General features: G+C 64.4%; 25 protein-coding genes and 1 pseudogene. 13 read left to right on the top strand and 13 right to left on the bottom strand.

Annotated elements, in window-relative coordinates:
• Positions 1-42 precede the first annotated feature (42 nt).
• Genes B384_RS0104705 through B384_RS0104695 form a run of 3 tightly spaced genes read right to left on the bottom strand, consistent with a single transcriptional unit; the run spans position 43 to position 2745 of the window.
• Entirely contained in the window at positions 43-864 is an 822-nt protein-coding gene (locus B384_RS0104705; RefSeq protein WP_026040971.1) for an ABC transporter permease, read from the bottom strand.
• A gap of 44 nt (positions 865-908) precedes the next feature.
• Positions 909-1823 (bottom strand): ABC transporter permease, encoded by a 915-nt coding sequence (locus B384_RS0104700; protein ID WP_019481987.1) that lies wholly within the window; start codon positions 1821-1823, stop codon positions 909-911.
• Positions 1816-2745 carry an ABC transporter ATP-binding protein gene (locus B384_RS0104695; protein WP_024476896.1) on the bottom strand — a complete coding sequence of 310 codons (930 nt, stop codon included), beginning with the start codon at positions 2743-2745 and terminating at the stop codon, positions 1816-1818. Before B384_RS0104695 ends, B384_RS0104700 begins: the two co-directional genes overlap by 8 nt.
• A 262-nt stretch (positions 2746-3007) precedes the next feature.
• Here B384_RS0104695 and B384_RS0104690 point away from each other — a divergent pair, with 262 nt between their 5' ends.
• Genes B384_RS0104690 through B384_RS17745 form a run of 3 tightly spaced genes read left to right on the top strand, consistent with a single transcriptional unit; the run spans position 3008 to position 4425 of the window.
• Positions 3008-3409: a VOC family protein gene (locus B384_RS0104690; RefSeq protein ID WP_019481985.1), complete on the top strand. Its 402-nt coding sequence runs from the start codon at positions 3008-3010 to the stop codon at positions 3407-3409.
• The gene (locus tag B384_RS0104685; protein WP_019481984.1) at positions 3406-3888 is read left to right on the top strand and encodes a mycothiol transferase; all 483 of its coding nucleotides are present in this window, start codon (positions 3406-3408) and stop codon (positions 3886-3888) included. Before B384_RS0104690 ends, B384_RS0104685 begins: the two co-directional genes overlap by 4 nt.
• A 39-nt stretch (positions 3889-3927) precedes the next feature.
• The gene (locus B384_RS17745; protein ID WP_019481983.1) at positions 3928-4425 is read left to right on the top strand and encodes an SRPBCC family protein; all 498 of its coding nucleotides are present in this window, start codon (positions 3928-3930) and stop codon (positions 4423-4425) included.
• Between the two features lie 146 nt (positions 4426-4571).
• Here B384_RS17745 and B384_RS0104675 read toward each other — a convergent pair whose 3' ends face one another.
• The 3 genes from B384_RS0104675 to glyA are packed head-to-tail and all read right to left on the bottom strand — an operon-like array spanning position 4572 to position 6909.
• Positions 4572-5474: a bifunctional methylenetetrahydrofolate dehydrogenase/methenyltetrahydrofolate cyclohydrolase gene (locus B384_RS0104675; RefSeq protein WP_019481982.1), complete on the bottom strand. Its 903-nt coding sequence runs from the start codon at positions 5472-5474 to the stop codon at positions 4572-4574.
• Complete coding sequence (locus tag B384_RS20470; RefSeq protein ID WP_019481981.1) at positions 5471-5623, bottom strand: hypothetical protein; 153 nt, start codon at positions 5621-5623, stop codon at positions 5471-5473. The genes B384_RS0104675 and B384_RS20470 overlap by 4 nt, the downstream gene beginning before the upstream one ends.
• A complete protein-coding gene (glyA, locus tag B384_RS0104665; protein WP_035766464.1) occupies positions 5617-6909 on the bottom strand; it encodes a serine hydroxymethyltransferase in 1293 nt (430 codons plus the stop codon). The genes B384_RS20470 and glyA overlap by 7 nt, the downstream gene beginning before the upstream one ends.
• A 314-nt stretch (positions 6910-7223) precedes the next feature.
• On the opposite strand from glyA, the gene purU reads away from it, so the two are divergent.
• The 7 genes from purU (at position 7224) to B384_RS0104625 (ending at position 15221) form a co-directional block, all read left to right on the top strand.
• Positions 7224-8087 (top strand): formyltetrahydrofolate deformylase, encoded by an 864-nt coding sequence (gene purU / locus B384_RS0104655; RefSeq protein WP_019481978.1) that lies wholly within the window; start codon positions 7224-7226, stop codon positions 8085-8087.
• 133 nt (positions 8088-8220) lie between these two features.
• Entirely contained in the window at positions 8221-8742 is a 522-nt protein-coding gene (locus B384_RS0104650; RefSeq protein WP_019481977.1) for a gamma carbonic anhydrase family protein, read from the top strand.
• Positions 8743-8774: 32 nt separating this feature from the next.
• Positions 8775-9977, top strand: a complete 1203-nt coding sequence (locus B384_RS0104645) for an ROK family transcriptional regulator (protein ID WP_019481976.1) — start codon at positions 8775-8777, stop codon at positions 9975-9977.
• 119 nt (positions 9978-10096) lie between these two features.
• Positions 10097-11635: a multiple monosaccharide ABC transporter ATP-binding protein gene (gene mmsA, locus B384_RS0104640; RefSeq protein ID WP_019481975.1), complete on the top strand. Its 1539-nt coding sequence runs from the start codon at positions 10097-10099 to the stop codon at positions 11633-11635.
• A 17-nt stretch (positions 11636-11652) separates the two neighbouring features.
• On the top strand, positions 11653-12924 hold the full coding sequence (gene mmsB, locus B384_RS0104635; RefSeq protein WP_019481974.1) for a multiple monosaccharide ABC transporter permease: 1272 nt from the start codon (positions 11653-11655) through the stop codon (positions 12922-12924).
• A 51-nt stretch (positions 12925-12975) separates the two neighbouring features.
• Positions 12976-14058: a substrate-binding domain-containing protein gene (locus B384_RS0104630; protein WP_019481973.1), complete on the top strand. Its 1083-nt coding sequence runs from the start codon at positions 12976-12978 to the stop codon at positions 14056-14058.
• A gap of 74 nt (positions 14059-14132) precedes the next feature.
• Positions 14133-15221: a Gfo/Idh/MocA family protein gene (locus tag B384_RS0104625; RefSeq protein WP_019481972.1), complete on the top strand. Its 1089-nt coding sequence runs from the start codon at positions 14133-14135 to the stop codon at positions 15219-15221.
• 96 nt (positions 15222-15317) lie between these two features.
• Here B384_RS0104625 and B384_RS0104615 read toward each other — a convergent pair whose 3' ends face one another.
• From B384_RS0104615 to purH, 3 genes are all read right to left on the bottom strand, one after another.
• Positions 15318-16550, bottom strand: a complete 1233-nt coding sequence (locus tag B384_RS0104615) for an NADP-dependent isocitrate dehydrogenase (RefSeq protein ID WP_019481971.1) — start codon at positions 16548-16550, stop codon at positions 15318-15320.
• A 110-nt stretch (positions 16551-16660) separates the two neighbouring features.
• Entirely contained in the window at positions 16661-17242 is a 582-nt protein-coding gene (locus tag B384_RS0104610) for a hypothetical protein (RefSeq protein ID WP_019481970.1), read from the bottom strand.
• Between the two features lie 28 nt (positions 17243-17270).
• The gene (purH, locus tag B384_RS0104605; protein WP_019481969.1) at positions 17271-18884 is read right to left on the bottom strand and encodes a bifunctional phosphoribosylaminoimidazolecarboxamide formyltransferase/IMP cyclohydrolase; all 1614 of its coding nucleotides are present in this window, start codon (positions 18882-18884) and stop codon (positions 17271-17273) included.
• 184 nt (positions 18885-19068) lie between these two features.
• Between purH and B384_RS0104600 the strand changes: the two genes are divergently transcribed.
• Positions 19069-20460 (top strand): MFS transporter, encoded by a 1392-nt coding sequence (locus B384_RS0104600; protein WP_019481968.1) that lies wholly within the window; start codon positions 19069-19071, stop codon positions 20458-20460.
• Here B384_RS0104600 and B384_RS0104595 read toward each other — a convergent pair.
• The gene (locus tag B384_RS0104595) at positions 20438-21454 is read right to left on the bottom strand and encodes a magnesium and cobalt transport protein CorA (RefSeq protein ID WP_019481967.1); all 1017 of its coding nucleotides are present in this window, start codon (positions 21452-21454) and stop codon (positions 20438-20440) included. The two genes, B384_RS0104600 and B384_RS0104595, sit on opposite strands and share 23 nt — an antisense overlap.
• A gap of 1 nt (position 21455) precedes the next feature.
• Positions 21456-22025, bottom strand: a complete 570-nt coding sequence (gene purN / locus B384_RS0104590; protein WP_019481966.1) for a phosphoribosylglycinamide formyltransferase — start codon at positions 22023-22025, stop codon at positions 21456-21458.
• A 39-nt stretch (positions 22026-22064) separates the two neighbouring features.
• Between purN and B384_RS0104585 the strand changes: the two genes are divergently transcribed.
• A complete protein-coding gene (locus B384_RS0104585) occupies positions 22065-22493 on the top strand; it encodes a hypothetical protein (RefSeq protein ID WP_019481965.1) in 429 nt (142 codons plus the stop codon).
• 216 nt (positions 22494-22709) lie between these two features.
• On the opposite strand, the gene B384_RS0104580 is transcribed toward B384_RS0104585, so the two are convergent.
• Entirely contained in the window at positions 22710-23996 is a 1287-nt protein-coding gene (locus B384_RS0104580; protein ID WP_019481964.1) for a cell division protein PerM, read from the bottom strand.
• 84 nt (positions 23997-24080) lie between these two features.
• The gene (locus tag B384_RS0104575; RefSeq protein WP_237715232.1) at positions 24081-24833 is read right to left on the bottom strand and encodes a sulfite exporter TauE/SafE family protein; all 753 of its coding nucleotides are present in this window, start codon (positions 24831-24833) and stop codon (positions 24081-24083) included.
• 78 nt (positions 24834-24911) lie between these two features.
• Between B384_RS0104575 and B384_RS20990 the strand changes: the two are divergent.
• Positions 24912-25275: pseudogene (locus B384_RS20990) on the top strand (DUF1684 domain-containing protein); the annotation flags it as partial.

Genomic DNA, 25275 nt, shown 5'->3' with positions numbered 1-25275 from the left:
CCAGCCTCCCTCCGGGATGGAACCCCTTCGAGCAGCAAACTGCTACTTCAGGAACAGCTTCCGCAGCCGGCTGGTGGTCAGCACCATGCCGACCAGGATCATCACCAGGTAGTAGAGGATGTGGATGCTCGTCGCGGCGGTGAAGGTGCCCACGCTGATTTGGCGCAGCAGCTCGACGCCATGCCACAGCGGCAACGCCTGGATGAACCACTGGATGCCCTGCGGGTACACGCTCAATGGGTAGAACGTCGCCGAGAACAGGAACATCGGGAGCATCACAAAGTTAATCCAGTCCATCTGCTGAAACGTCTTCATATAGCTGGTGATCCCCATCCCGAAGGAGGCGAACCCGAACGCGATCAGCACCGACGCCGGGACCATCAGCAGCGCCCACGGCGTGGTGATCAGGCCCATCATGCCCATCACCGCGGTGAACCCGGTGGCGTACATCGCGCCGCGCAGGAGCGCCAGGAAGATCTCGCCGATCGCCACATCCAGCGGCCCGAGCGACGTGTACAGCATGCCCTGGTAGAGCTTCGCGAAATTCATCTTGAAGAACACGTTCCAGGTGGAGTCGTACACGGCGCCGTTCATCGCGGAGACGGCCAGCAGCGCCGGTGCGATGTAGGCCGCGTAGCTGATCTCCTCGCCGCCGGGCCCGACGACGGTCCCCACCAGTGCGCCGAGGCCCACCCCCATCGAAATCAGGTACAGCACCGGCTCGAAGAAGCCCGAGACCATGATCAGCCAGTTACTGCTTTTCGTGGCGCGCAGCCCGCGCGCGATTACCGCTTTCGCGTTGCGGGAGTAGAGGGCGCTGAAGCGTCGGGTCTGCGGGGTGATGCGGTAGTCGGCGTCGGTCAGCGGGTCAGCCGACGACGGCGCTGCGGAATGGGTCAGCTTCTCGGTCACTTGCCCAACCTCCGTGCGTAGGTCCTGCGGGCCAGACGCCAGCCGAGGGCGGCCAGCACCACCAGGTACACCACGTGAATCACGGCCAGCCAGATCGGCACCGGGAAGCCGTAGGTGAGCATCCGGCCCAGTTGCGTCCCATGCCAGAGCGGGGAAATCCAGCCGATCCACTGCAGGTAGATCGGCAGCGTGTCGAGTGGGAAGAAGGTGCCCGAGAACAGGAACATGGGCGTCACCAGGAACCGCATCACTAACGCGAACTGCCCCTTGTCTTCCTGCACACTGGCCGAATACGCCATCAGCGGCAACCCGAAGGACAGACCGCAGAGCACAGCCACCGGCACGGCCACCCAGCCCCACCCCGACGGCGAGGCACCGAAGGCGGCGACAATCCCAAAGTAGATCGCGCTCATGAGGATCAACCGCAGGCTGATGGCGATGATGTAGCCGTTGACAATCTGGTGGACGCCGAGTGGTGAGGCATGCGGCCCGTAGTAGACCCGCCGCCACTTGAAACCGTCCATCACCGGGTAGGTGAACTCGGTGGCGGCGGTCATGATGGTGGCGGATGCGAGCAGGGCCGGTGCGATGAATGCGAGATAGCTGACCCCACCGAACGCATCGGAACTGTTCTGGTCCACCAGGGTGGCCAGGCCAACCCCCATGGCGAACAGGTACATCACCGGGTTGCCCACGCTGTAGGCGAGGAGGGTCCAGCGGTACCCATTCATGACCCGCAGGGCGTGCTCGGCGTAGTACCAGGAACCGAACCGTTTGGCGCGGTCGGCCGCGACCTGCGGTGAGTGGGCGCGTAGCGTCGTCGTCGGCGGCTGGATCGCCGTCTTGCTGGTGGGGCCCTTCTGCGTTGCGGCGGGCTCGACGCCGGCGCCAGGGCTGGGCGGGTTAGTCAACGAGACTCCTCCCGGTCAGGCGCAGGAACACGTCCTCCAGCGAGGACCGCCGGACCAGGGAAGTGATGGGGTGCAGGCCGCGAGCGGTGACCTGCTCGAGGGCGGCTTCGCCGTCGTGCGTGTAGATGAGGACGCGGTCGGGCAAGGATTCCAGCCGGTCGCCGATGCCCTGGAGTTCGGCGGCGACGGTGGTGTTGCGCTCGGAACCGAACCGCAGCTCGAGCACCTCGCGGGTGGAATGCTCGCGGATCAGCTTCGCTGGCGAGCCCTCCGCCATGATCTTGCCCTTGTCCACGACCACGAGCCGGTCGCAGAGCTGCTCCGCCTCGTCCATGTAATGGGTGGTCAGGATCAGGGTGACCCCTGATTCCTTCAGGCGGAACAGCCGGTCCCAGAGGATGTGGCGCGCCTGCGGGTCAAGGCCGGTGGTCGGCTCATCGAGCAGCAGGATCTTTGGTTCGTTGATCAGCGAACGGGCGATGGTGAGCCGGCGCTTCATACCGCCGGAGAGCGAGTCAACCTTGGCTTTCGCCTTGTCGGTGAGCTGGGCGAATTCGAGCAGCTCGTCCGCCTTGGGCTTGAGGTAGCTCAGGGGCAGGCCGAAGTACCTCCCGTAGACGATCAGGTTGTCGCGGACCCGGAGTTCCTCGTCGAGGTTGTCCTGCTGTGGCACCACCCCCAGATGGGCGCGCACCTGGGGACCATGCTGTTCAGGGTCGAGCCCCATGATGGTCAGTGACCCCGAGGTACGCTGCGACACCCCGCCGATCATCCGCATGGTGGTGGATTTACCGGCACCGTTGGGTCCCAGCAGGCCGAAGGATTCACCGGCCGGCACATCGAAGGAAATGTCATCGACCGCGGCGAAGTCACCGTAATGCTTGGTGAGATGTCGGGCGGAAATGACGTAATCGCGGGTCACTGAGTTGGGCACCTGCTCAGCCTAGGGGATTTGTCCCATTGGGAAAAGCCAACCAGAATCTTTATTCTGGGTCGCAATCGCACCACCGCCCACAGCGGAGGAAAAAATCGAAACTCCTACTACTCAGCTCGATCAGCCTCGCCTAGGATGGCGAAATGTGCGTATTGGCGCCGACGTACCTGTGTCCCTACCCGATGACAGTCAGGAATCAGACCATGAACTCCTCCCGCACCCGCCCATTCGACGTATGTCGGGGATGCCCATGACGGCGCCCCAGATCTACGTCAGTTTCCCTGGTACCGCTCGTGAAGCCCTGAGCTTCTACGGGCACGTTTTCGGTGGAGAACTCGCCTTGCATACCTACGAAGACTTCGGTCGTAGCGATGGGCCAGGAAACGCTATCGCGCACGGAGTTCTGAGCGGTGTCGTTGCTCTGGCCGGATCGGATGCCGGGGCTGGCGGGAAGACGGTCCGGTTCGAGGGGATGATGCTTTCGTTGTTGGGTACCGCCGAGCCGGCAGTGCTGCATGAGTGGTTCGATAAGCTCGCTGATGGCGGCTCGGTCATCGACCCGCTAACCCCGAAGCCGTGGGGTGCCTCCGACGGCCAGGTCGTTGACCGCTACGGACTCCACTGGCTCGTCGGTTATGAACCCGGGTTGTGAGCGACGCGCAACTGCTCGCACAGCTAACGGCAGGCCGCGAGCATGTGCTCCGTGCTGTCGAGGGGCTACCAGAGGATGCACTTCACCGGGTGATGGTGCCTTCCGGTTGGTCCGTGAGGCAGCTACTGAATCATCTGGCATTCGATGATGAGATGTTCTGGATTTCGGCCGTCCTTGGCGGCGACCGGAGAGCCATCCAAAACCTCCATAACGGATGGGCATCGGAGCCGATGACGGGGATGGAGGCGATCACCACCTATCGGCGGGAGATCGTTCAAAGCGACACAATCCTCGCTGGCGTCGACCTCAATGACCCGCCGCGATGGGTGCCCCCAGCAGATGTCTACGGAGGCCCACCCATGCATGATGGGCGCGAGATCATCTATCGGGTACTCACGGAGACCTCCGTCCATGCCGGGCACCTGGACATCGTGCGTGAACTCCTCGACGGGCATCAAGATCTTGTCGTCGCCTCCTAGGAGTGCTCCCGCCCTGGAATCCGAGTTGAGGGAAGACCGATGGTGCACCACACACAAACAGAACGAAGCTTTACCCTGACCCGCAATCTGCAAGCACCCCGCCACCTGGTGTTCAAAGCCTGGACCGATTCGGAACATCTCGCCTGGTTCTATAACCCAGCCATGCCCACTCCATCGTCCCCGATAGAGGTCGATCTGCGGGTGGGCGGTGCATGGAGGCAACAGATGGTCGTAAATGAGGAACTTCACTACCCAACCGGCGGGGAGTATCTCGAAATCGTTCCCGACGTACGACTGGTTTTTCGGTGGGGAGCCGTCGGCGGGTGGCCGGACCTCGAGGGAGACCAGCAGCGGGCGGCGCCCGTCGTGAGCGTCAACCTCACGGATGCCCAGGAAGGCACCCGACTCGAGTTCACGGTGAACTTTCCCGACCACCTGCCAACTGAAGAGGTTCGGAACCTCATCGATGGCGGCACACGAGATGGTTGGGGCGCCACCCTTGATCGAATCATCCACAGCACCGCCCTCACAGCCTGACATCAGGAACGGGCTACGAAAAGGGCGTCGGGGGTTATCACCACGCTTCGGGAAAGCTGCTGCAGGCCGCGACCGTGAAGGGCTCCTACCAGACCGAACTCGTCCGAGGTTCCACCCGACCTGGTCCGCGCCGTGCGTACCTGGTTTCAGTGTGCGACGGCGATCCCGGCCTGCCGCTCGGCGGCTTCCACCACGTTGGCCAGCAGCATGGCGCGGGTCATCGGGCCCACGCCGCCGGGGTTGGGTGAGAGCCAGGCAACCGTCGAGGCGGCCGCTGGTTCGACGTCGCCCGTGAGCTTCGCCTTGCCGGTCTCGGGGTCTTCCACGCGGGTGACGCCAACGTCGAGCACGATCGCCTCGGGCCTCAGGTCCACCGCCTTGATCATGCCGGGGAAGCCCGCCGCAGCGACCACGACGTCGGCCTGCCGCAGCAGGTGGGGCAGGTCAACGGTCCCGGTGTGGGCCAGGGTGACCGTGGCGTTGATGTCGCGGCGGGTGAGCAGCAGGCCGAGGGGCCTGCCGACGGTGACCCCGCGACCCACCACCAGAACGTTCTTCCCGTTCAGGCTGATGCCGTGCCGGCTGAGTAGTTCGACGATGCCGTGCGGGGTGCAGGGCAGCGGCGAATCCAGCGGAGCGCCCACGTTCAGCACCAGCTTGCCAAGGTTGACCGGGTGCAGCCCGTCGGCGTCCTTCCCCGGCGCCATTCGTTCGAGGATGGCGTTGGTATCGAGATGTTTGGGCAGGGGCAACTGGACGATGTAACCGGTGGTGGCGTCGTCGTCGTTCAGTTCATCGATGACCTGTTCCAGGTCCGCCTGCGAGATGTCGGCGGGCAGATCCCGGCGGACCGAGGTGATGCCGACCTGTTCGCAGTCGCGGTGCTTTCCGGCGACGTAGGAGTGACTGCCGGGATCGTCCCCCACCAACACGGTGCCGAGACCGGGGGTGATGCCGCGCTCCTTAAGCGTGGCGATGCGGTCGGTCAGCTCGGACCGGATGGCCGCGGCGGTTTTCTTGCCGTCGAGGATCTGTGCGGTAGGGCTCATCTGATGTGGCCTGCTTCCAGTTGCTCAAGGACGAATGCTTTGCCGCGGTCGCAGCAGCCGGTGAAGCAGCACTCGCTGGTGGGGATGTCGTAGTCAGTCGAGGCGGCCGCAGCAGAGTCCAGCGCGCCCTCCGGGAGGTCTTCTACCACTGCTCGTGTTCGGGGTAGAGCGGGAAGTCGGCGGTAAGGGCCAGTACGCGGGCGCGCAGTGCATCCGCAGCCGCGCCAGGCTTCAGCGCCGTCGCGATGATGTCCGCGACCTCGGTGAACTCTTCCGCACCGAAGCCTCGGGTGGCCAGCGCCGGGGTGCCGATGCGCAGACCGGAGGTGACCATCGGTGGGCGTGGGTCAAACGGAACCGCGTTGCGGTTGACGGTGATGCCGATTGAATGCAGAAGGTCCTCGGCCTGCTGGCCGTCAAGCTGCGAAGCGCGCAGATCCACCAAGACAAGGTGGACGTCGGTGCCGCCGGTCAGCACCGAAACGCCGTGCTCGCTCACATCGGTGGCGGTCAACCGGTCGGCAATGATGCGGGCGCCTTCAAGGACCCGCGCCTGGCGTTCCTTGAATTCAGGGGAACCGGCGATCTTGAACGCCGTCGCCTTCGCCGCGATGACGTGCATCAACGGCCCGCCCTGCTGGCCCGGGAAGACCGCAGAGTTGAGCTTCTTCGCCCACTCCTGCTTCGCCAGAATGACGCCCGAGCGGGGTCCGGCGAGGGTCTTGTGCACAGTGGAGGTGACGACGTCGGAGTACGGCACCGGGTTGGGGTGCAGGCCGGCAGCGACGAGGCCAGCGAAGTGGGCCATATCGGTCCAGAGGAGTGCACCCACCTCGTCGGCAATGGACCGGAACGCGGCGAAGTCGAGCTGCCGCGGGTACGCGGACCAGCCCGCAATGATGACCTGCGGCTTCTCGGCGATCGCCTGCGCACGGACCTTGTCCATGTCCAGGCGGTGGGTATCTTCCTCCACACCGTAGGCAGCAACTTCGTAGAGTTTGCCGGAGAAATTGAGCTTCATGCCGTGGGTCAGGTGTCCGCCATGGGCGAGGGACAGGCCCATGATCTTGTCGCCGGGCTTGATCATCGCAGCGAGCGCCGCGGCGTTGGCCTGCGCGCCGGAGTGCGGCTGGACGTTGGCGAACTCGGCGCCGAACAGGGCCTTGACCCGCTCGATGGCGAGGGTCTCCGCAACATCGACGTGCTCACAACCGCCGTAGTACCGGCGGCCGGGATAACCTTCGGCGTATTTATTGGTCAGGACCGACCCCTGCGCCTGAAGGACCGCACGGGGGGCGAAGTTCTCGGAGGCGATCATCTCGAGGGTGTCGCGCTGGCGGGCAAGTTCGTCGGTCAGGACTGCTGCGATCTCCGGGTCGATCTCGGAGAGGGGCGCGTTGGTGACCGCCGAGGTGGCGGATCCGGTGGCGGGCAGGTGCGAAGTTGTCACAGTAAACTCCTGGGTGGGATACGTTTCTACAGGTCAGGTTACTCGCTGAGTCATCCGGGCAGCTCCGATATCCGGCCACACTGAAGCATCATCAAGCAAATTCTTGACCAGACGTCCCAGGCGTGCGATCCGTGGTCGGCACTGCGCGCCGTCGTCGTCGGAGCCTTCCTGAAAGAGTCTTCCAGAAATTGCCCGAAGATAACGATGCATGCCGCTTCCTGATGGTGACCCACCTGACGCCAGTCGCGGCACTTCCGAGTGTATCCCGGCAGGCCGATCATTCGAAGTACGCTTGATTTGTGACTGACTCCGCTACCACCCAGACCTCCTTTATCCTGACGCTCTCCTGCGCTGACCAACCCGGCATTGTGCATGCGGTTGCCGGAGCGCTGGTGAGTTCAGGCTGCAACATCACCGAATCACAGCAGTACGGAAGCCCCGACACCGGGACCTTCTTCATGCGGGTAGCCATGAGCACAGCAGCTCCGCGGACGGCTTTGGAGGCTCACTTGGCTCCGGTTGCCACAGCGTTTGGCATGACCTGGGCGCTGCACGACGACGGCGCGCCCGCCCGGACGCTGATTCTTGCGTCGAAGGCGGCGCACTGCCTCAACGACCTGCTCTTCCAGCAGCGTTCAGGGACCTTGCCGATCGAGATTCCGGCGATCGTCTCGAACCACACCGAGCTTGCCGACCTCGCCGCCTTCTACGGCATTCCTTTCCATCACATCCCGGTCACCCCTGACACCCGGGACGCGGCCGAGGACGCCCTGCGCGCTGTCATCGCCGAGCACAACATCGAGCTGGTGGTCCTGGCGCGCTACATGCAGATTCTCAGCGATGGGCTGTGCTCGGAACTGGTGGGACGGGCGATCAACATCCACCACTCGTTCCTGCCCTCCTTCAAGGGGGCCAAGCCCTACCACCAGGCGCACGCCCGTGGAGTGAAGCTGATCGGAGCGACGGCCCACTATGTCACCCCCGCCCTGGATGAAGGGCCGATCATCGAGCAGGAGGTCATCCGCGTGGATCATGCCCGTTCGGCCCAGCAGTTTGTGGCGATCGGGCGCGACGTCGAAGGCCGCACCCTCACCCAGGCCGTGCAGTGGCACGCCGAGCACCGGGTGCTGCTCGACGGCGGCCGGACCATCGTCTTCAACTAGGACACGGGGCTCCTCACCGGGGCCCAGCCTGATTCGGTGAGCACCGTTGACCCTTCCAGCTAGGCTGGCGGCACCGTTGACCCTGCCAGCTAGGCTGGCGGCACCGTTGACCCGGCCAGCTAGGCTGAGGTCCATGGCCCACATCATCGAAATCTTCGGCAAAACCCCCACCATCAGTGAGTCCTGCTTCCTTGCACCGACGGCGTCGATCATCGGCGACGTGGTGCTCGGTCAGGACTCCAGCGCCTTCTATGGCGTCTCAGTACGGGGCGACACCGCGCCGATCCGTGTCGGCGACGGCACCAACCTGCAGGACAACGTCGTGCTGCACGCTGACCCGGATTTCCCCACCACCGTTGGGAACCGGGTCAGTATCGGCCACTCCGCTGTGGTCCACGGTTGCACCATCGGCGACGACTGCCTCATCGGGATGAGCGCCACCGTGATGAACGGGGCGGTCATCGGCGCTGGCTCACTGGTCGCTGCGGGCGCAGTGGTCCTCGAGGGGACGCAGGTGCCACCCCGCTCCCTCGTCGCGGGAGTGCCCGCGAAGGTGCGTCGTGAACTCACCGACAGCGAATTCGAGGCTGTCAAGGAGAATGCCTCGTCCTATCAGGTGTTGGCTCAATCACACCGTGCAGCGTTAACTTCTTGACTACAAGAGGTGCATGTAGCACCCTGTAGTACATGCCCGCAGGACGCCCGAACACCAAGCGTGACTTCGACGGGAATCCTCCAAGCCCGGGTTCCCAGTCGGCTCTTCGGCAACGCAACCAACAGCGCGTTATCGGTGTCCTGGTGGGTGGCCCACAGACCCAGGCGGAACTCGCCCGGCAAACCGGGCTCTCCACCGCAACGGTCTCGAACATCGTCAAGGCAATGGTCGACGCCGGCCTCGCCACCACAGCTCCAACCACCAGCTCAGGCCGTCGCGCCCTCTCGGTCATCCTCAACGACAATGGGTCCCTGGCCGTCGGCATCGACATCGGCCGACGCCACGTGCGAGTTGTTCTGGCCGGACTGAACTATCAGGTAATTCAGGATGAGGCAATCGCCCTACCCCTTGGCCACTGCGCCGAGGAAGGGCTCGACGCCGCCGAGCAGCTCCTCGACCGCCTGCTCCTCAAGGCAGGCGTCGCACGCTCATCGGTGCTCGGCGCCGGGGTTGGCATCCCCGGCCCCATCGACCGCCGCACCGGCACGGTGGTACAGGGTGCGATCCTGCCGGAATGGGTTGGCATCAACATCCTCGCCGCCTTCGGGGAGCGGCTCGGGTTCCCCGTCTTCATTGACAATGACGCCAACCTCGGCGCCCTGGCCCAGGTCACCTGGGGGCCCCACAGTGCGGTCGACAACCTGATGTTCCTGAAGGTCGGCTCGGGCATCGGCGCCGGATTGATCCTCGGCGGATCGGTCTACTACGGCCACGTCGGCATCACCGGCGAGCTCGGCCACAGCACCATCGTTGAACATGGTCTCGTCTGCCGGTGCGGCAACCGCGGCTGCCTCGAAACGGTCGCATCGACCAGCACCATGGTCGACCTGCTTAGCCGCCGCGCTGACGGCCCCATCTCGGTGGACGAACTGCTGAGCCTGGTGCTGGCCGGCGACACGGCGGCGCTGCGAGTGATTGACGACGCCGGCCTCGCCCTCGGCAAAGCGGTCGCCAACGTAGCAAACCTGATCAACCCTGAACTGGTGGTGATTGGTGGGCCGCTCACCAGTCTCGGGGACATCCTGCTGGAGCCGATCCGGCGGGGCCTCCTCCGTAACGCGGTCCCAGTGGTCGGCGAGTCCACCACCGTACTGATGTCTGCCCTCGGGGACCGTACTGAGGCCCTCGGAGGAGCCGCCGTCGTTCTCTCGCAACCGCACCTTCATAACGTTTAGCTACCAATATAATTGCTTATGTGTTCAAGACTTGACTCCAAGCGGCTTGGCAGGGTTAACTTCCTATTCTGACCACTAGGGGTCAGGTACAGCCAATGCCGTCACCAGGGAGGATGCGTATGGAACATCACAAGATTCTGGAAATGCGTTCCATCACCAAAGAATTCCCGGGAGTCAAGGCCCTCGACCAGGTCTCCATCACCGTCGAGGCTGGCGAGATCCACGCGATCTGCGGGGAAAACGGTGCTGGCAAGTCCACCCTAATGAAGGTCCTCTCGGGCCTGTACCCGCACGGCACCTATGACGGCAGCATCATCTTCCAGGGCGAAGAAGTGGAGTTCAAGGACATCCGGTCCAGCGAATCAGCTGGCATCGTGATCATTCACCAGGAACTCGCGCTCATCCCTGAGCTCTCCATCGCCGAGAACATTTTCCTCGGCAACGAGCCGAGCCGAAACGGGGTCATCAACTGGGACTCGGTGAACTCCCAGACCCTTGAACTCATGGCGCGGGTAGGGCTTCGCGAAGAAGCGAACACCCCGGTCAAGGACATTGGCGTTGGCAAGCAGCAGCTGGTCGAGATCGCCAAGGCCCTCAGCAAATCCGTGAAGCTCCTGATCCTCGACGAGCCCACCGCCGCCCTGAACGAATCCGATTCGCAGCACCTCCTCGATTTGATGGCCGGACTGCGATCCAAGGGCATCACCTGCATCATGATTTCCCACAAGCTCAACGAGATCGAACAGATCGCCGACTCAATCACGATCATCCGCGACGGCAAGACCATCGAGACGCTGCATGTGAAGAACGACGGCGTCGACGAGGACCGGATCATCCGCGGCATGGTTGGCCGGTCCCTTGAGTCGCGCTTCCCCGACCACACCCCGAAGATCGGCGAAACCTTCTTTGAGGTCCGCAACTGGAACGTCGGCCACCCGGCCGTCGCGGACCGGCTGGTCTGCAAGGACTCAAGCTTCAAAGTCCGTCGGGGTGAGGTCGTGGGGTTCGCCGGCCTGATGGGCGCTGGACGTACTGAGCTGGCGCGCTCCATCTTCGGACGCTCCTACGGGAACTTCATCTCGGGTGAGATTTACAAGGACGGCGAGCTTGTCACCCTCAGATCGGTGCCGTCGGCCATCAAGCATGGGCTGGCCTACGTCACTGAGGACCGGAAGTCACTCGGACTGAACCTGCTCGACGACATCAAGACCACCACGGTTTCGGCGGCACTGAAGAAGATCACCCGCGGACTGGTGGTGGATAACGACCAGGAATTTGTCGTCGCCGAGAAGTACCGCAAGTCGTTGAGGACAAAGACGCCATCAGTCAACGAGGGAGTGGCCAAGCTTTCGGGCGGGAACCAGCAGAAGGTGGTCCTCGCCAAGTGGATGTTCACCGACCCCGACCTGCTGATCCTCGACGAACCCACCCGCGGCATCGACGTCGGAGCCAAGTACGAGATTTACGGGATCATCCAGGAGCTTGCCAACCAGGGCAAGGGCGTCATCGTCATCTCCTCGGAACTGCCTGAACTGTTGGGCATCTCCGACCGTATCTACACAATCTTCGAGGGAGCCATCACGGGGGAACTAGCCCGCGGAGAAGCTGACCAGGAATCGTTGATGAAACTTATGACCGCCCGCAGGAAGACTGCCTAGCTCTTAGGACCCACCCCATGACCTCCCTCAAACAACTTTTTGGCGGCGATACACGGCAGTTCGGGATGATCTTCGCCCTTCTCGCCCTGGTCGTTTTCTTCCAGATCATGACCGGCGGCAAGACGCTCACCTCCGGCAATATGATGAACCTTTTCAACGGCAACTCGTACATCCTGATCCTCGCGATCGGGATGGTGCTGGTGATCATTGCCGGCCACATCGACCTGTCGGTCGGTTCGATCGCAGCGTTCGCCGGCATTGTCGTCGCCCTGGTGATGCGGGACTGGGACTTCCCCTGGTACCTGGGTATCGTCGTCGGCCTGATCCTGGGTGCCCTGATTGGGGCATGGCAGGGCTTCTGGGTGGCGTATGTCGGCATCCCGGCGTTCATCGTCACGCTGGCCGGCATGCTGCTCTTCCGCGGCGCCAACCAGTTCGTGGGGCAGTCCAACACGGTCCCCGTCCCCCAGGAGTTCCGCTTCATTGGTGCCGGATACCTGCCCGAAATAGGGCCGGATCTGGGCTACAACAACCTCACCCTGCTGCTCGGCTTCGCGCTCGTCGCAGCGGTGATCTACAACGAGGTACGCACCCGCAAGCGTTTCGCCAAGATCGGCGCCGAGGCTCCCCCGGTGTGGGTCTCGGTAGTCAAAATGACGCTGCTCTCGGCGGTCATTCTATACGCCACCTACCTGTTCGCCACCGGCAACCCCGGCACCTCATTCCCAGTTCCCGGGCTGATCCTCGGCGCACTGGTCATCATCTACGGCTTCATCTCCACCAAGACCATCATTGGCCGCCACGTATACGCGGTCGGTGGCAACCGCCACGCAGCGAAGCTGTCGGGCGTCCGAAGCCGCCGGGTCGACTTCCTCGTCATGATGAACATGTCCATCCTGGCGGCGCTGGCCGGCATGATCTTCGTGGGACGCTCCACGGCGTCAGGCCCGTTCGACGGCGTCGGCTGGGAACTCGATGCCATTGCCGCAGTATTCATCGGTGGCGCCGCAGTGACCGGTGGTGTGGGCACAGTGGTGGGATCCGTGATCGGCGGGCTCGTCATGGCGGTCCTGAACAACGGCCTGCAGCTGCTCGGCGTTGGCGCCGACCTGACGCAGATTATCAAGGGCCTCGTGTTGTTGGTCGCCGTCGCCTTCGACGTCTACAACAAGAGCCAGGGCAAGCCCTCCATCACCGGCATGATCATGAAGAATTTCGGCAACAAGGGGAAACCCGAACTGCCGACAGCCACCGAGACCGTCATCTCCAACGACGTTTCCGCCCGCTGACCCTAACCAACACTTCAGCAGTAAGTTATTGAGTCCACTAAAGGAGCAACAATGCGTAAGTACGCAAAATCACTAGCGGCAATCGCCGCAATTTCAGCGTTAGCCATCTCTGGTTGCGGTCGCGACGCCGGGACCGAAACCGAGGGCGAGGGAGGATTCGAGGACGGTGCAGCGATCGGCGTCGCCCTGCCCCAGAAGACTTCAGAGAACTGGGTTCTGGCTGAGGGCTTGTTCAACGACGGCCTCACCGAAGCCGGGTACGAACCCGACGTTCAGTTCGCCAACGGTGGCGTCTCTGAGCAGCAGAACCAGATCAGCTCCATGATCACCAACGGCGTCGAGGTGCTGATTGTCGGCGCCATCGACGGCGCTCAGCTGGGAACCCAGCTGGCCCAGGCCAAGGAAGCCGGCATCACCGTCATCGCGTATGACCGCCTGCTGACGAACACGGAAGACGTTGACTACTACGTGGCCTACGACAACTTCCAGGTGGGCGAGCTGCAGGGCCAGGCATTGCTCGACGGAATGGCCGAGCGCGGCGAAGGTCCCTACAACATTGAACTGTTCGCTGGTTCACCCGATGATGCCAACGCCCAGGTCTTCTTCGACGGTGCGATGAGCATCCTCGAGCCAGAGATCGAGTCCGGCAACGTCGTCGTCGCCTCCGGCCAGACCGAGTTCAACCAGGCTGTCACCCAGGGCTGGGAAGCCGGCAACGCGCAGACCCGCATGGATACCCTCCTGACCGGCACCTACGGTTCCGAGGAACTGCACGGCGTCCTCTCCCCAAACGACACCCTGGCCCGCGCCATCCTGACCTCGGTCAAGGCCAGCGGCAAGGAACTGCCCATCGTGACCGGGCAGGACTCCGAGGTTGAGTCGGTTCGCTCCATCATGGCCGGCGAGCAGTACTCCACCATCAACAAGGACACCCGCGCACTCGTCTCCCACGCCATTGAAATGGTTCAGGGGCTGGGCGCAGGCGAGGAACTCGAGATCAACGATCCCGACTCCTACGACAACGGCGTGAAGGTTGTTCCCGCGTACCTGCTCGAACCACAGATCGTCACCATGGAAAACGCTGCCGAAGCCTACGAGAACGACCCAACGCTCTCCGAGATCGTCAACGAGTAACCGATGTGATTGAAGTAGCCCGGTCCGGATGGGCCGGGCTACTTTTTTGTCCTCAGCCACGCAAAGATGGAACGATGAACCTCCACACACCTGCCCAGCAAATCCCCCGGCCACCCTGCGCCGCACCCGACGCCCCCGATCCGTTCGCAGCCACCGGCGAGCCACTACGCTGGGGCGTCGTCGCCACCGGCCGCATCGCCGGCAACGTCACCCAGGATCTTGCCGGGCTGGAGGACAGTGTTTTGCAGGCGGTCAGCTCCCGATCGCAGGAATCGGCCCAGGCCTTCGCTGAGGAGTTCGGTTTCGTGGCGAGCTATTACGACGCCGACGGCGAGACCGGGTACCAGCGGCTCTTCAACGACCCCGACGTCGACGTCGTCTACATCGCGACCCCCCACGCCCAGCACTACCAGGTGGCCAAGGCGGCCCTGGAATCAGGCAAGCACGTCCTTTGCGAGAAGGCCTTTACCGTCAACGCGCGGGAAGCCGCGGAGCTGATCGACCTGGCCCGGACCCGCAATCTCTTCCTGATGGAAGCCCTTTGGAGCCGTTTCCTCCCGAGCGTCAACCGGGCCTGGGAGATCATTCATTCCGGCGAGCTCGGTGAAATCCAGTGGGTACAAGCCGATCTGAGCTTCCCCTCCGACCACTCGCGAACCCACCGCCTGTGGGACCCGGCTGCTGGCGGCGGGGCGCTGCTTGACCTCACCGTCTATCCGTTGACCTGGGCCCTCGGCGCGCTGGGGTTCCCCGCCGCAGTGACCGCAACAGGCGCCCTGAACGACGACAACATCGACACCCAAAACGCGCTCACCCTCAGCTACGAAGGCGGCGGCCAGGCTCAGCTGACGTCGTCGCTCGTCTCCTCCGGCCCGGGCCAGGCTACCGTGTCGGGCTCGGCAGGCTGGTTGCGGACCGGGTCGGTGCTGCACAACCCGCGGGAGCTGACCATCCACCCCCATCAGGGCGAGCAACGGGTGGAGACCTTTGAGCAGGCCGGTCGTGGCTATGTCTACGAGCTGCGCGAAACCACCCGGTGCATCCAGCAGGGTCTGACCGAGTCACCCACCATGCCCTGGGCCGATACCCTCAACACGATGCGGCTCCTGGACGGGGTCAGGAACCAGCTGGGGCTGCGCTACGCCAACGACGACGGCGAGTAGCGGCCCGTAGCCGACGCCCCGGGCACAGTCACGGGCACAGACACGGAGAGACCCGGCGGAATTCCGCCGGGTCTCTCCGTGTCTGCTGAGCGAGTGCTAGCCCAGGCGTGCTTTCAGGTTGTCATCGAGGGTCGCAAGGAATTCCTCGGTGGTCTGGTATGCCTGGTCCGGTCCGACGAGGGCCGCGAGGTCCTTGGTCATGTGGCCGGCCTCGACGGTCTTGATGACCACGTCCTCGAGGGTTTCAGCGAAGGTGATGACCTCCGGGGTGTTATCCAGCTTGCCGCGGTGCATCAGCCCGCGGGTCCACGCGAAGATCGACGCGATCGGGTTGGTGGAGGTGGGCTTGCCCTGCTGGTGCTGGCGGAAGTGACGGGTCACCGTGCCGTGGGCGGCTTCAGCCTCGACGGTCTTGCCGTCTGGGGTCATGAGCACCGAGGTCATCAGACCCAGCGAGCCGAAGCCCTGGGCGACGGTGTCGGACTGGACGTCGCCGTCGTAGTTCTTGCAGGCCCAGACATAGCCGCCTTCCCACTTCATGGCGGAAGCCACCATGTCGTCAATCAGGCGGTGCTCGTAGGTCAGGCCAGCCGCTTCGAACTGGTCCTTGAACTCGGCGTCGAAGACTTCCTGGAAGAGATCCTTGAACTGGCCGTCATAGGCCTTCAGGATGGTGTTCTTCGTCGACAGGTACACGGGGTACTGGCGCTGCAGGCCGTAGGCGAAGGACGCCCGGGCGAAGTCCCGGATGGACTCGTTGAAGTTGTACATGCCCATCGCCACGCCGCCCTCTTCAGGCATGGTGACGACGTCGAACTTCATTGGCTCGGAGCCGTCAGCGGGCTCGAACATCATGGTGACCTTGCCGGGGCCCGGCACCTTGAAGTTGGTGGACTTGTACTGGTCACCGTGCGCGTGGCGGCCGATGATGATGGGCTTGTTCCAGCCCGGCACCAGGCGCGGGATGTTGGAGATGATGATGGGTTCGCGGAAGACGACACCGCCGAGAATGTTGCGGATGGTGCCGTTGGGCGAAACCCACATCTTCTTCAGGCCGAATTCTTCGACGCGGGCCTCATCGGGGGTGATGGTGGCACATTTGACGCCGACGCCGTGTTCTTTGATGGCGTTTGCGGCGTCGATGGTGACTTGGTCATCGGTCGCGTCGCGGTTCTGGATGGAGAGGTCGTAGTACTTGAGGTCGATATCCAGGTAGGGGTTGATCAGGCGGTCCTTGATGAACTGCCAGATAATTCGGGTCATCTCGTCGCCGTCGAGTTCGACAACCGAACCCTGTACCTTGATTTTTGTTGCAGGCGCGTCAGCCACACGGTCTCCTTGCGGTGGTGGGCCGGCAGCCGTTGTGATGGACGCAGCACGGCCCGTGATTTGTACTGGTTTTATCCTGCTCAACTATGCCACAGGCCACTATTGGTGCCCTAAATGGGCTCACCGGGAAGGTGCCCTTCGGTGGGCACAATGTTTCCCCAACGGTCCATCATGGACCCGGGCGGAATGGGTTTACCCCACCGGTCGGTGGCCGGGGCGGGCCGCAGTCCGCGGGTGTCGGGCGCCGAATTGTGCCCGGGTGCCTGCCCGGCAGTGGGGTACGAAGCCGCCTGGCCCTGCCTGATGGTCGGCTGACGTGCCCCCATCGTCCCCTGCCGGGTCACCCCGGCGGTCCCGGGGCCGCTCAGCCCGGGCACCTTCGGCGCCCAGGCCGGTAGCTGGGCCTGGCGCAGGTCCTTCAGGTTGGGGTGGCGTGCCGGGTCCACGCCCGCGTCCACCTTCTTCCGGTGCCGGTCGGCTGCCCGGAAGTTCCTGACCGCAAACAGGCCGGCAATGACCCACAGGAACAGCCCCGGGGAGGCTCCGAGGAACAGCGTGACGACGGCGAGCAGGGATAACGCAAGACCGAGGAAGGCCGAGATCATCCGGGTTCCCGGGGCGATTGCCGGGGCGAAGGCCGACCCAGCCAGTGCCATCCCCGCCGCGAGGGTAAGAATCGATCCGACCTCCATGCGCCTTGCCCTGTCTCTGTGGGGCCGGCTAGTGGAAGAAGTGCCTGGTGCCCGTGAAGTACATGGTAATCCCCGCGGCGGTTGCTGCGTCCACTACTTCCTGGTCCCGTACTGATCCGCCCGGCTGCACTACCGCGCGGACCCCGGCGTCGAGCAGGATTTGGAGGCCATCGGCGAAGGGGAAGAACGCGTCCGACGCCGCTACGGCGCCACGGGCCCGGTCGACGCCGTCACCGGCCAGGGTGTTGGCCCGCTCGACCGCGAGCTTGCAGGAATCAACCCGATTGACCTGCCCCATGCCCACTCCCACGGCTGCCCCGCCGTCGGCGAGGAGGATGGCATTGGACTTGGCGGCACGGCACGCGGTCCAGGCGAAGGCGAGGTCGGCGAGGGTGCGTTCGTCGGCTGCCGGCCCGGCGGCGAGGGTCCACGTGTTGGGGGCATCGCCGTCGGCCTTGACCGTGTCGGTCAACTGCACCAGCACTCCTCCTGAGACCTGCCTGAGCTCGGCCGGATCACGCCGGTAGCCTTCCGGCAGGGTCAGCAGGCGGATGTTTTTCTTGGCGGAGAGAATGGTCACCGCTTCGGGCTCGAAGTCGGGGGCGATGACCACTTCGGTGAAGACGTCCTTCACCGCGGCGGCCATGGCCGCCGTGACCGTCCGGTTCGCGGCAATGACCCCACCGAACGCCGATACCGGGTCGCAGGCGTGTGCCTTGGAGTACGCGTCCGCGATGGGGTCGGCCGCGTCCGCCGCGCCGACCGCCACACCACACGGGTTGGCGTGCTTGATGATGGCAACAGCTGGCTGGTCAAAGTCGAATGCGGCACGCAGGGCGGCGTCGGCGTCGACGTAGTTGTTGTAGCTCATGGCCTTGCCGTGCAGCTGGTCGGCCTGGGCGATGCCCGGAGTGGCGCCCTTCTCCACATACAGGGCGGCGTCCTGGTGCGGGTTTTCGCCGTACCGGAGGACCTCCGACCTTTCCAGGGCCAGGCCCGCGTACGCGGGCCAGGTGTCGCCGTCGTCGGTTCCGTCACCGAACTGGGCCGCCGTCCACGCCGCTACCGAGTTGTCATAGGCGGCGGTGTGCGAGAACGCGAGCGCAGCCAACCGGCGTCGCGCGCTGAGGTCGAACCCGCCGGCGTCGGCGGCAGCCACCACGTCGCCGTACCGTGCCGGATCCACGACGATCGCCACCGAGGGGTGATTTTTTGCGGCGGAGCGGACCATTGCCGGGCCGCCAATGTCGATCTGCTCGACGACGTCGTCCTCGGCCGCGCCGGACTTCACCGTGTCGACGAAGGGGTACAAGTTCACGACCACCAGGTCGAAAGGTTCCACCTCAAGCTCGCGGAGCTGCTCGACGTGGTCATCGCGGCGCCGGTCGGCGAGGATTCCCGCATGGACACGGGGATGAAGGGTCTTGACCCTGCCGTCGAGGCATTCCTGGAAACCGGTGAGCTCAGAAACTTCCGTGACGGGGACGCCAGCCGCGGCAATGCGCTTCGCAGTGGACCCGGTGGAGACAATACTGACGCCGGCGCGGTGCAGGCCCGTGGCCAGTTCCTCCAGCCCCGTCTTGTCGTACACCGAGATCAGGGCCCGGCGGATGGGAACTTGGTCAAGATGGTTCAAAGTCACGCGGTGGCTCCAGGATTTTTGCTGCGGGTGGGATCGACTTCATTCTAAGTCACGGGGCGCTGCGGGCCGCCTCTGCCTGCGAGTCGGCACAAATAGCCGGAATTTCTCGGAAAACCTGTTCTTTGTGTTGACTCGACGCAGGGGGGTTTCTGGTGAAGGGAGGCTCCGACGGTACAGTTTCCCCGTGAGCACCGAAACTGAACTACCCACCGGAGACCAGGTGGTGCAGGAACTGCCGTGGCGCTGGAGAGTGCAGGGGAAGATTTTCCTCATCGGCGGCCTCGGCTTCATGTTCGACGCGTGGGATGTCACCCTGAACGGGTACCTCATCCCGTTGTTGTCGGACCACTGGGACCTGGCGCCTGGCGAAGCCGCCTGGGTGGCCACCTCCAACCTCATCGGCATGGCCATCGGCGCGTTCGCCTGGGGGTCCATTGCGGACATCATCGGTCGGAAACGCGCGTTCACCCTCACCCTGCTGATCTTCTCCATCTTCACCGTCCTGGGCGCGTTCTCCCCCGATTTCATCTGGTTTTGTGTGTTCAGGTTCATGGCCGGGGTTGGGTTAGGCGGCTGCATCCCGGTGGACTACGCCCTGGTCGGCGAGTTCACCCCCCGTAAACACCGCGGTCGGGTACTGACCGCCATGGATGCCTGGTGGCCCATCGGGGCCGCCCTGTGCGGGGTGGTCTCAGCGCTCCTGATGACTGCCTTCGGTGATTGGCGGTACCTGATGCTCGTGATGGTGCTGCCTGCCCTGCTGGTGTTCTGGGTGCGCCGGTCGGTACCCGAGTCCCCACTCTTCCTGGTCCAGAAGGGCCGCCAGGCTGAGGCCGAAGCGGTGATCAACGACCTGGTGGAACGCACCGGCGCCACGCCAACCCCCTGGCGGCTCCCCTCCCCCGCAGAAACACCGAAGCTGTCCATCGGTTCGGTCTCCGGCCAGCTCACCGCCCTGTGGCGATTCGACTGGCGAATCACCCTCGCCGCCTGGGGACTGTTCCTGAGCATCCTTCTGGTCTATTACGGGGCACTGACCTGGATGCCACAGATTCTCGTACAGGCGGGCTACGAACAGTCGGTTGCTTTCCTCACCACCGCCGGAATGACAGCGGTGGGGTTCTTCGGCGTCGTCGCCGCTGCGTTGCTGGTGGAACGGGTCGGACGGAAGTGGATCCTCGCCGTGTCAGGTCCGCTGTCCGCCGTCGCGCTGGTGATTTTCGCGCTCACCGTCGAACTCCCCGCCGTCGCCACCGCCTGGCTGCTGCTGTTCGGGTTCCTGATCCAGGTCGCCATCCCGGTGCTCTACACCTATGTGTCGGAGCTGTACCCCACCGAGCTGCGCGCCTCAGGGTTCGGCTGGGCGTCCACCGTGTCCCGGGTAGGAGCCGGCCTGGTGCCACTAATCTTCGGCTCGCTGCTCTGGCCGGTCCTCGGCCTGCCGCTTACCTTCGCGGCGACCGGCCTGCTCGTGCTGCTGGCGGTGCTGTGGATGGCACGCAACGCCCCGGAAACCCGCGGCGTTGCACTCAACAAGGTGAAGCCGGCAGGCGCTACAACCAGCGATTCCGCTTAAACGCCAGATACAGCCCCACGCCGGTGGCGACCATGAGCACCAGGGCAAACGGGTAGCCCAACGCCCACTGCAGTTCGGGCATGAAATCGAAGTTCATTCCGTAAATCGCGGCGACCAGGGTGGGCGCGAAGAGGATCGCAGCCCAGGAGGAGATCCGCTTGACTTCCTCGTTCTGCCTCAGGGACGTCTCCGTCAACCGGGTCATTTCCTCATTCTGACGTTGCGCCACCAGTGTCGAGTGAACGGTGAGGGCATTCTGCAGAAGGGTACGGAACGTGTTGACCTGTTCGACCAGCCGGATCACATGGTCAAGGACGTCGCCCAGCCGGCGGCTGATCTCCGGGTCCAAATGATATTTCTCTGATCCGCGCTCCAGGTTCTCCACCATGAACTGCAGTGGTTGGGTGGCACGCTGAAACTCGATCACCTCGCGGTGCAGGTCGTAGATGCGACGGGAGACACCAGGCTCACCGCCGAAGAGTTCGTTCTCAATTTCGTCGATGTCGTTCTCAAGTCCGTTCACCACGGGCTCATACTCGTCGACGACCTCGTCCAGGATCGCGTACAGCACGGCTGACGGCCCCATTTTCAGCAGCTCGGGTGTATCCTCCAGCCGTCGCCGGACCCGGCCCAGATCCGGCGACTCGGCGTGCCGCACGGTCACCACAAAGTCGGCACCGACAAATACATGAAGCTCGCCGAATTCGACCTTCTCCTCGGCGTCGAGGTAGCGGGCCGGCCGCAGCACCACAAACAACGTGGATCCGTAGCGTTCCAGCTTGGACCGCTGATGACCCTCCATCGCGTCTTCGACCGCAAGTTGGTGGAGGGAAAATTCGTCGGCGACGGCGGCGAGCTCGTCGTCGTCGGGCCGGTACAGACCGATCCACGCCATTCCGCCGAGGGATCGCATGAACTCGAAGGTTTCAGCCAGCGAGACCGGGTCTGTTTGCCGTTTACCCTCCAGATAGACAGCGTTGTCGACGATGGCCATCTCAGCGATCGTCCAGTGCGAGTTGACGGAGGGTCTCGATGAGAAGCGCCCGCTCCTTCACCTTGATGCGTTCGTGGAGGGTGTCCTCGGTGTCGTCGTCGAGCACCTCGACGGCGGCCTGCGCGAGGATCGGGCCGGTGTCGACGCCGGCGTCGGCGATCATCACCGTACAGCCGGTCACCTTCACCCCGTAGGCCAACGCGTCACGGACACCGTGGGCGCCGGGGAAGCTCGGCAGCAGGGCCGGGTGGGTGTTGAGGTAGCGGTTGGGGAACGCATCGAGGAAACCCTGGTCGACGATCCGCATGAATCCCGAGGACACCACGTAGTCCGGGGAGTAGGAGGCGACCTTCTCGGTCAGGGCCGCGTTCCAGTCGGCACGCTGGTCGAAGGACTTGAAGTCCACCACGAACCCGTCGATGCCCGCTGCTGTTGACCGCTCCACCCCGTAGGTGCCGTGCCGGTCGGCGCCGACGGCCGCGATGGTGAGGTCGAGGGAGCCGGTGCTGACGGCATCGATGACCGCCTGAAGGTTGGATCCGGTACCGGAAACCAGGACTACGATGCGCATGGGTCAACCATAGGCTGCGCTCTACCCTAGGGTTAAACCATGACCGACAGCCCCCGCCCCACCAAGCCAGCTCCGCCCGCTGCTGGGTCACCCGAGGAAAAAGAGCTGGCCCGGACGAGAAGCTACTTCAGATGGTTCCTGCTGGCGATGCTGGGCGCGGTCCTCACCGCGACCCTTCCCCTGCCGTGGAAGGTCTTCGGGCTGGTCTTCGGCCTGGCGGCCCTGGTACTCGGGATCTTCGCCCTGGTGCGGGCGGTGCGGGACAAACTTCCCGGGATGCTCCGCGTCACCACGGTGATCGGATTGGCGGCGACGACGTTCCTGGTCCTCGGGACCGGTGCCCAGGTTGCCTTCTGGCCGGTCACCGCCGAGTACGAGGAATGCATGAGCACCGCCCTGACCCACTCGGCACAAAGCGCGTGCCAGGACGAGCTCAGCAACCTGGGTGGCCTCCTCCCCGACTCCTGACCGATCCTTGCGGGTCCCACTAGGCGGCACCGCCCTCGCCGGGGCCTTGCCTGGCCTTGCCTCGCCGGGCCGCCGCACGCCCCGCCTGGGCGCCGCCGGCCGCAGAAAAGTGGCAGCACCGCATCCGCGTGGTTGCGCCACCACTTATTTGCGGGTCAGCCACTCGTCTGGGACATAGTTGCGGGTCAGCCACTCTTTTGGGGGAAGTGACACCGGCTAGGCGCGCTTTTCACGCTCCAGCAACGGCCCCGCCGCGTAACCGATGACGACGCCGACAGCCACCTCCCCGGCAATCAACAGGCCCACCCACAGCGGGTTGGGGCCCAAATCCACCAGCCGGCCGAGGCCTAGCGACGCATGAGACACCCATGCGACCACCCCGGCTGCAACACCGGCGGTCAGTCCAATCAGGGCGGCGGCCGCCAGGGTCGACAGACTTGCCGTAACCCACCGCCTTGCCACCTTGATTTCCAGCCACTCGTCGAGGTGGTTCTCGCCTTCCCGGAAGAACCACCAGCCGGCCAGCAGCCCCGCCAGAACCGGGATGGCGAGAGCCGCCAGCCCGTATTCGAGGGTGCCGGGCGGCACCGCGCCGAGGACCGGGATGGCTGGCAGCGGTCCGGCGCTGGTCGTCAGCGGAGAAATGGCGCTGCCGGACCCCAGCGCAAACCCTGCACCGGAAGCCCAGGAAAGGGTCCACACCACCAGGTTGGGCAGGAAGCCGAGCTGGGCCAGAGTCAGGGCGCTCCCGCCAACAATCCCTGCATCGAGGCGCTGATAGACGGTCGCCATTTCTGCCCAGCGCAGCCCGAGGGTGACGGCCAGCAGTAACGCCGATAACCCCAGGGATACCACCAGCGCAAGGAATCCGGACCTCAGGCAGGCCCAGGCGTAGGATCCGGCCCACCGGGAGCTCTGGCTGGTTTTCGCCAGCCAGGCGGCGCGGTCGACGCCGATCAGGCGGCTCCACGCGCCCGCCTCGCGGTACGCGCCAATCACCAGCCCCAGCCCGGCCGACAACAGGGGAATCAGGGCGCCCGCAGCAAGCGGGACAGTCGCTTCAGCCGTAGCGCAGAGGTAGGCAACGCCGCCCCCCACCAGCGCGTAAATCCCGAGGGCACCCAGGAGCGCCTGCCACAGCTGATCGGAGTAGGAGGCCCGCGCCAGACGCCGACCGGCCCGCCAGGCAAGCAGGAACGGGATCAGGGTCAGGCCCAACGGCACGATGGAGAGGATCCCGGTGGTTCCCACACCGTCCGGGTTGGCCGGTGCGAAAGTCACTTCCAGAGGCACTCCGTGGATGAGGAGCCACGCCTGGCCGCCCAACTGCAGCATTCCGGTAGGCGTCCGATCGGCGAATCCACCCGCCAGCCATACGGCGGCCAGGGGAACCAGGATCAACAGAGCGGAAATCACTGCTGCCTGGGCCAGCTCGAACACACCCTGCAGCCACAGGGGCATGGGCAGGGCACGCCGACCGGGCACACGGAGAGGAAGTTTCATCTCTTCAATGGTGCCACCGGCAGCTGCCTCCGAGGTTCAGCGACTCGGTGCCACGCCCCGGTTCAGCCGCGCCAGCCCCCGGCCCTAGAGCAGGAGATCCAGCAATCCCTTGACCAGTGCAGCCGTGGCGCCGAAGAAAGCGATCACAATCACAAATAACCGGGCATGGTCGTCCTTGATGAACCGGGAGAGCTTCTCACCGGCGAAGATTCCGACGACGATCACAACGCCGATCGCCGACCACATCCACCATTGCAGCGCGGGGGCATCGGTGGGGTCGAGACTGAGCTTGACCGCGAGGGTGATGAGCCCGATCACCACGAAAAACGGCTGCAGAGTCGCCGCGAAAGGGCGTTGCGGCCAACGGGACAGCAGGGCGTAGGCGCTGACGGCGGGCCCGCCCACACCAGCCATTGCATTGGTGAGGCCGGCGGCGAACCCCGCAACTGCCTTCGGCGCATTGCCGCGCACCACCACCGACGAGCGCTGCAACACCAGCGACACCGACAGCGCCACCAGGACAACGCCGCCAACCGTCACCGACAGCGGTGCCGATGGGAGCATCACCGCGGCAATCGAACCGGGAATCGAGCCGAAAACGGAGGGGATGACCATCCACCGGAACATGCTCCAGTCGATGTCCTTCCAGACCCTGCCGACAATCAGGGCAGAGGACACCACCCCGCAAATATTGACCAGCACCACTCCCTCATGCGGGCCCAGGATGATCACCAGGAACGGCGCGATGAGCAGGGCGAAACCCAGGCCGGCGATCCGCTGGGCAATTGCTCCGAGCAGGATGGAGAACAGAACGATGAAGAAGATACCGGTTGCCACAGATGACACAGTACGCCTGGGCAACTGTATTTGGAGTTTCCATGACGGCCGCCCGACGTCGACCGCTAGGCTGGTGAAATGCCTACAGCTACTACGGCCCTGCACATTGCTGACTGGCGTCAGCAGGTATTCGAGCTCTACGGGCAGGTGCGCGAAAGCGCGCAGGCCGGTTCGCCGTCGTCCGCGCATGACCTGTGGCGCGCGGGCCGGGACAAGCTGTTCGCCAGCCATCCCGCCTCCCCGCTCGACGCGACGGCTGTGGCCGCCTTCGACGGTCTCGCGGTGGCCCCGTACCAGCCGGAGTACCGGTTCGAGGCAGTGATCGACGACGACGGCGTGGGCGAGGAAATGGACGTCCCCACCGGCACGGACGGTACGGTGACCTTCCAGCGGCTGGGCACGGTGGGGCTCGACGGCGTCGGACGCCTGGCGCTATGGCGGC

The sequence above is a fragment of the Arthrobacter sp. TB 23 genome, from assembly GCF_000294595.1.
In the GTDB taxonomy this organism is placed as follows: Bacteria; Actinomycetota; Actinomycetes; order Actinomycetales; family Micrococcaceae; genus Arthrobacter_D.
This window is presented reverse-complemented; position numbering and strand designations above follow the sequence as displayed.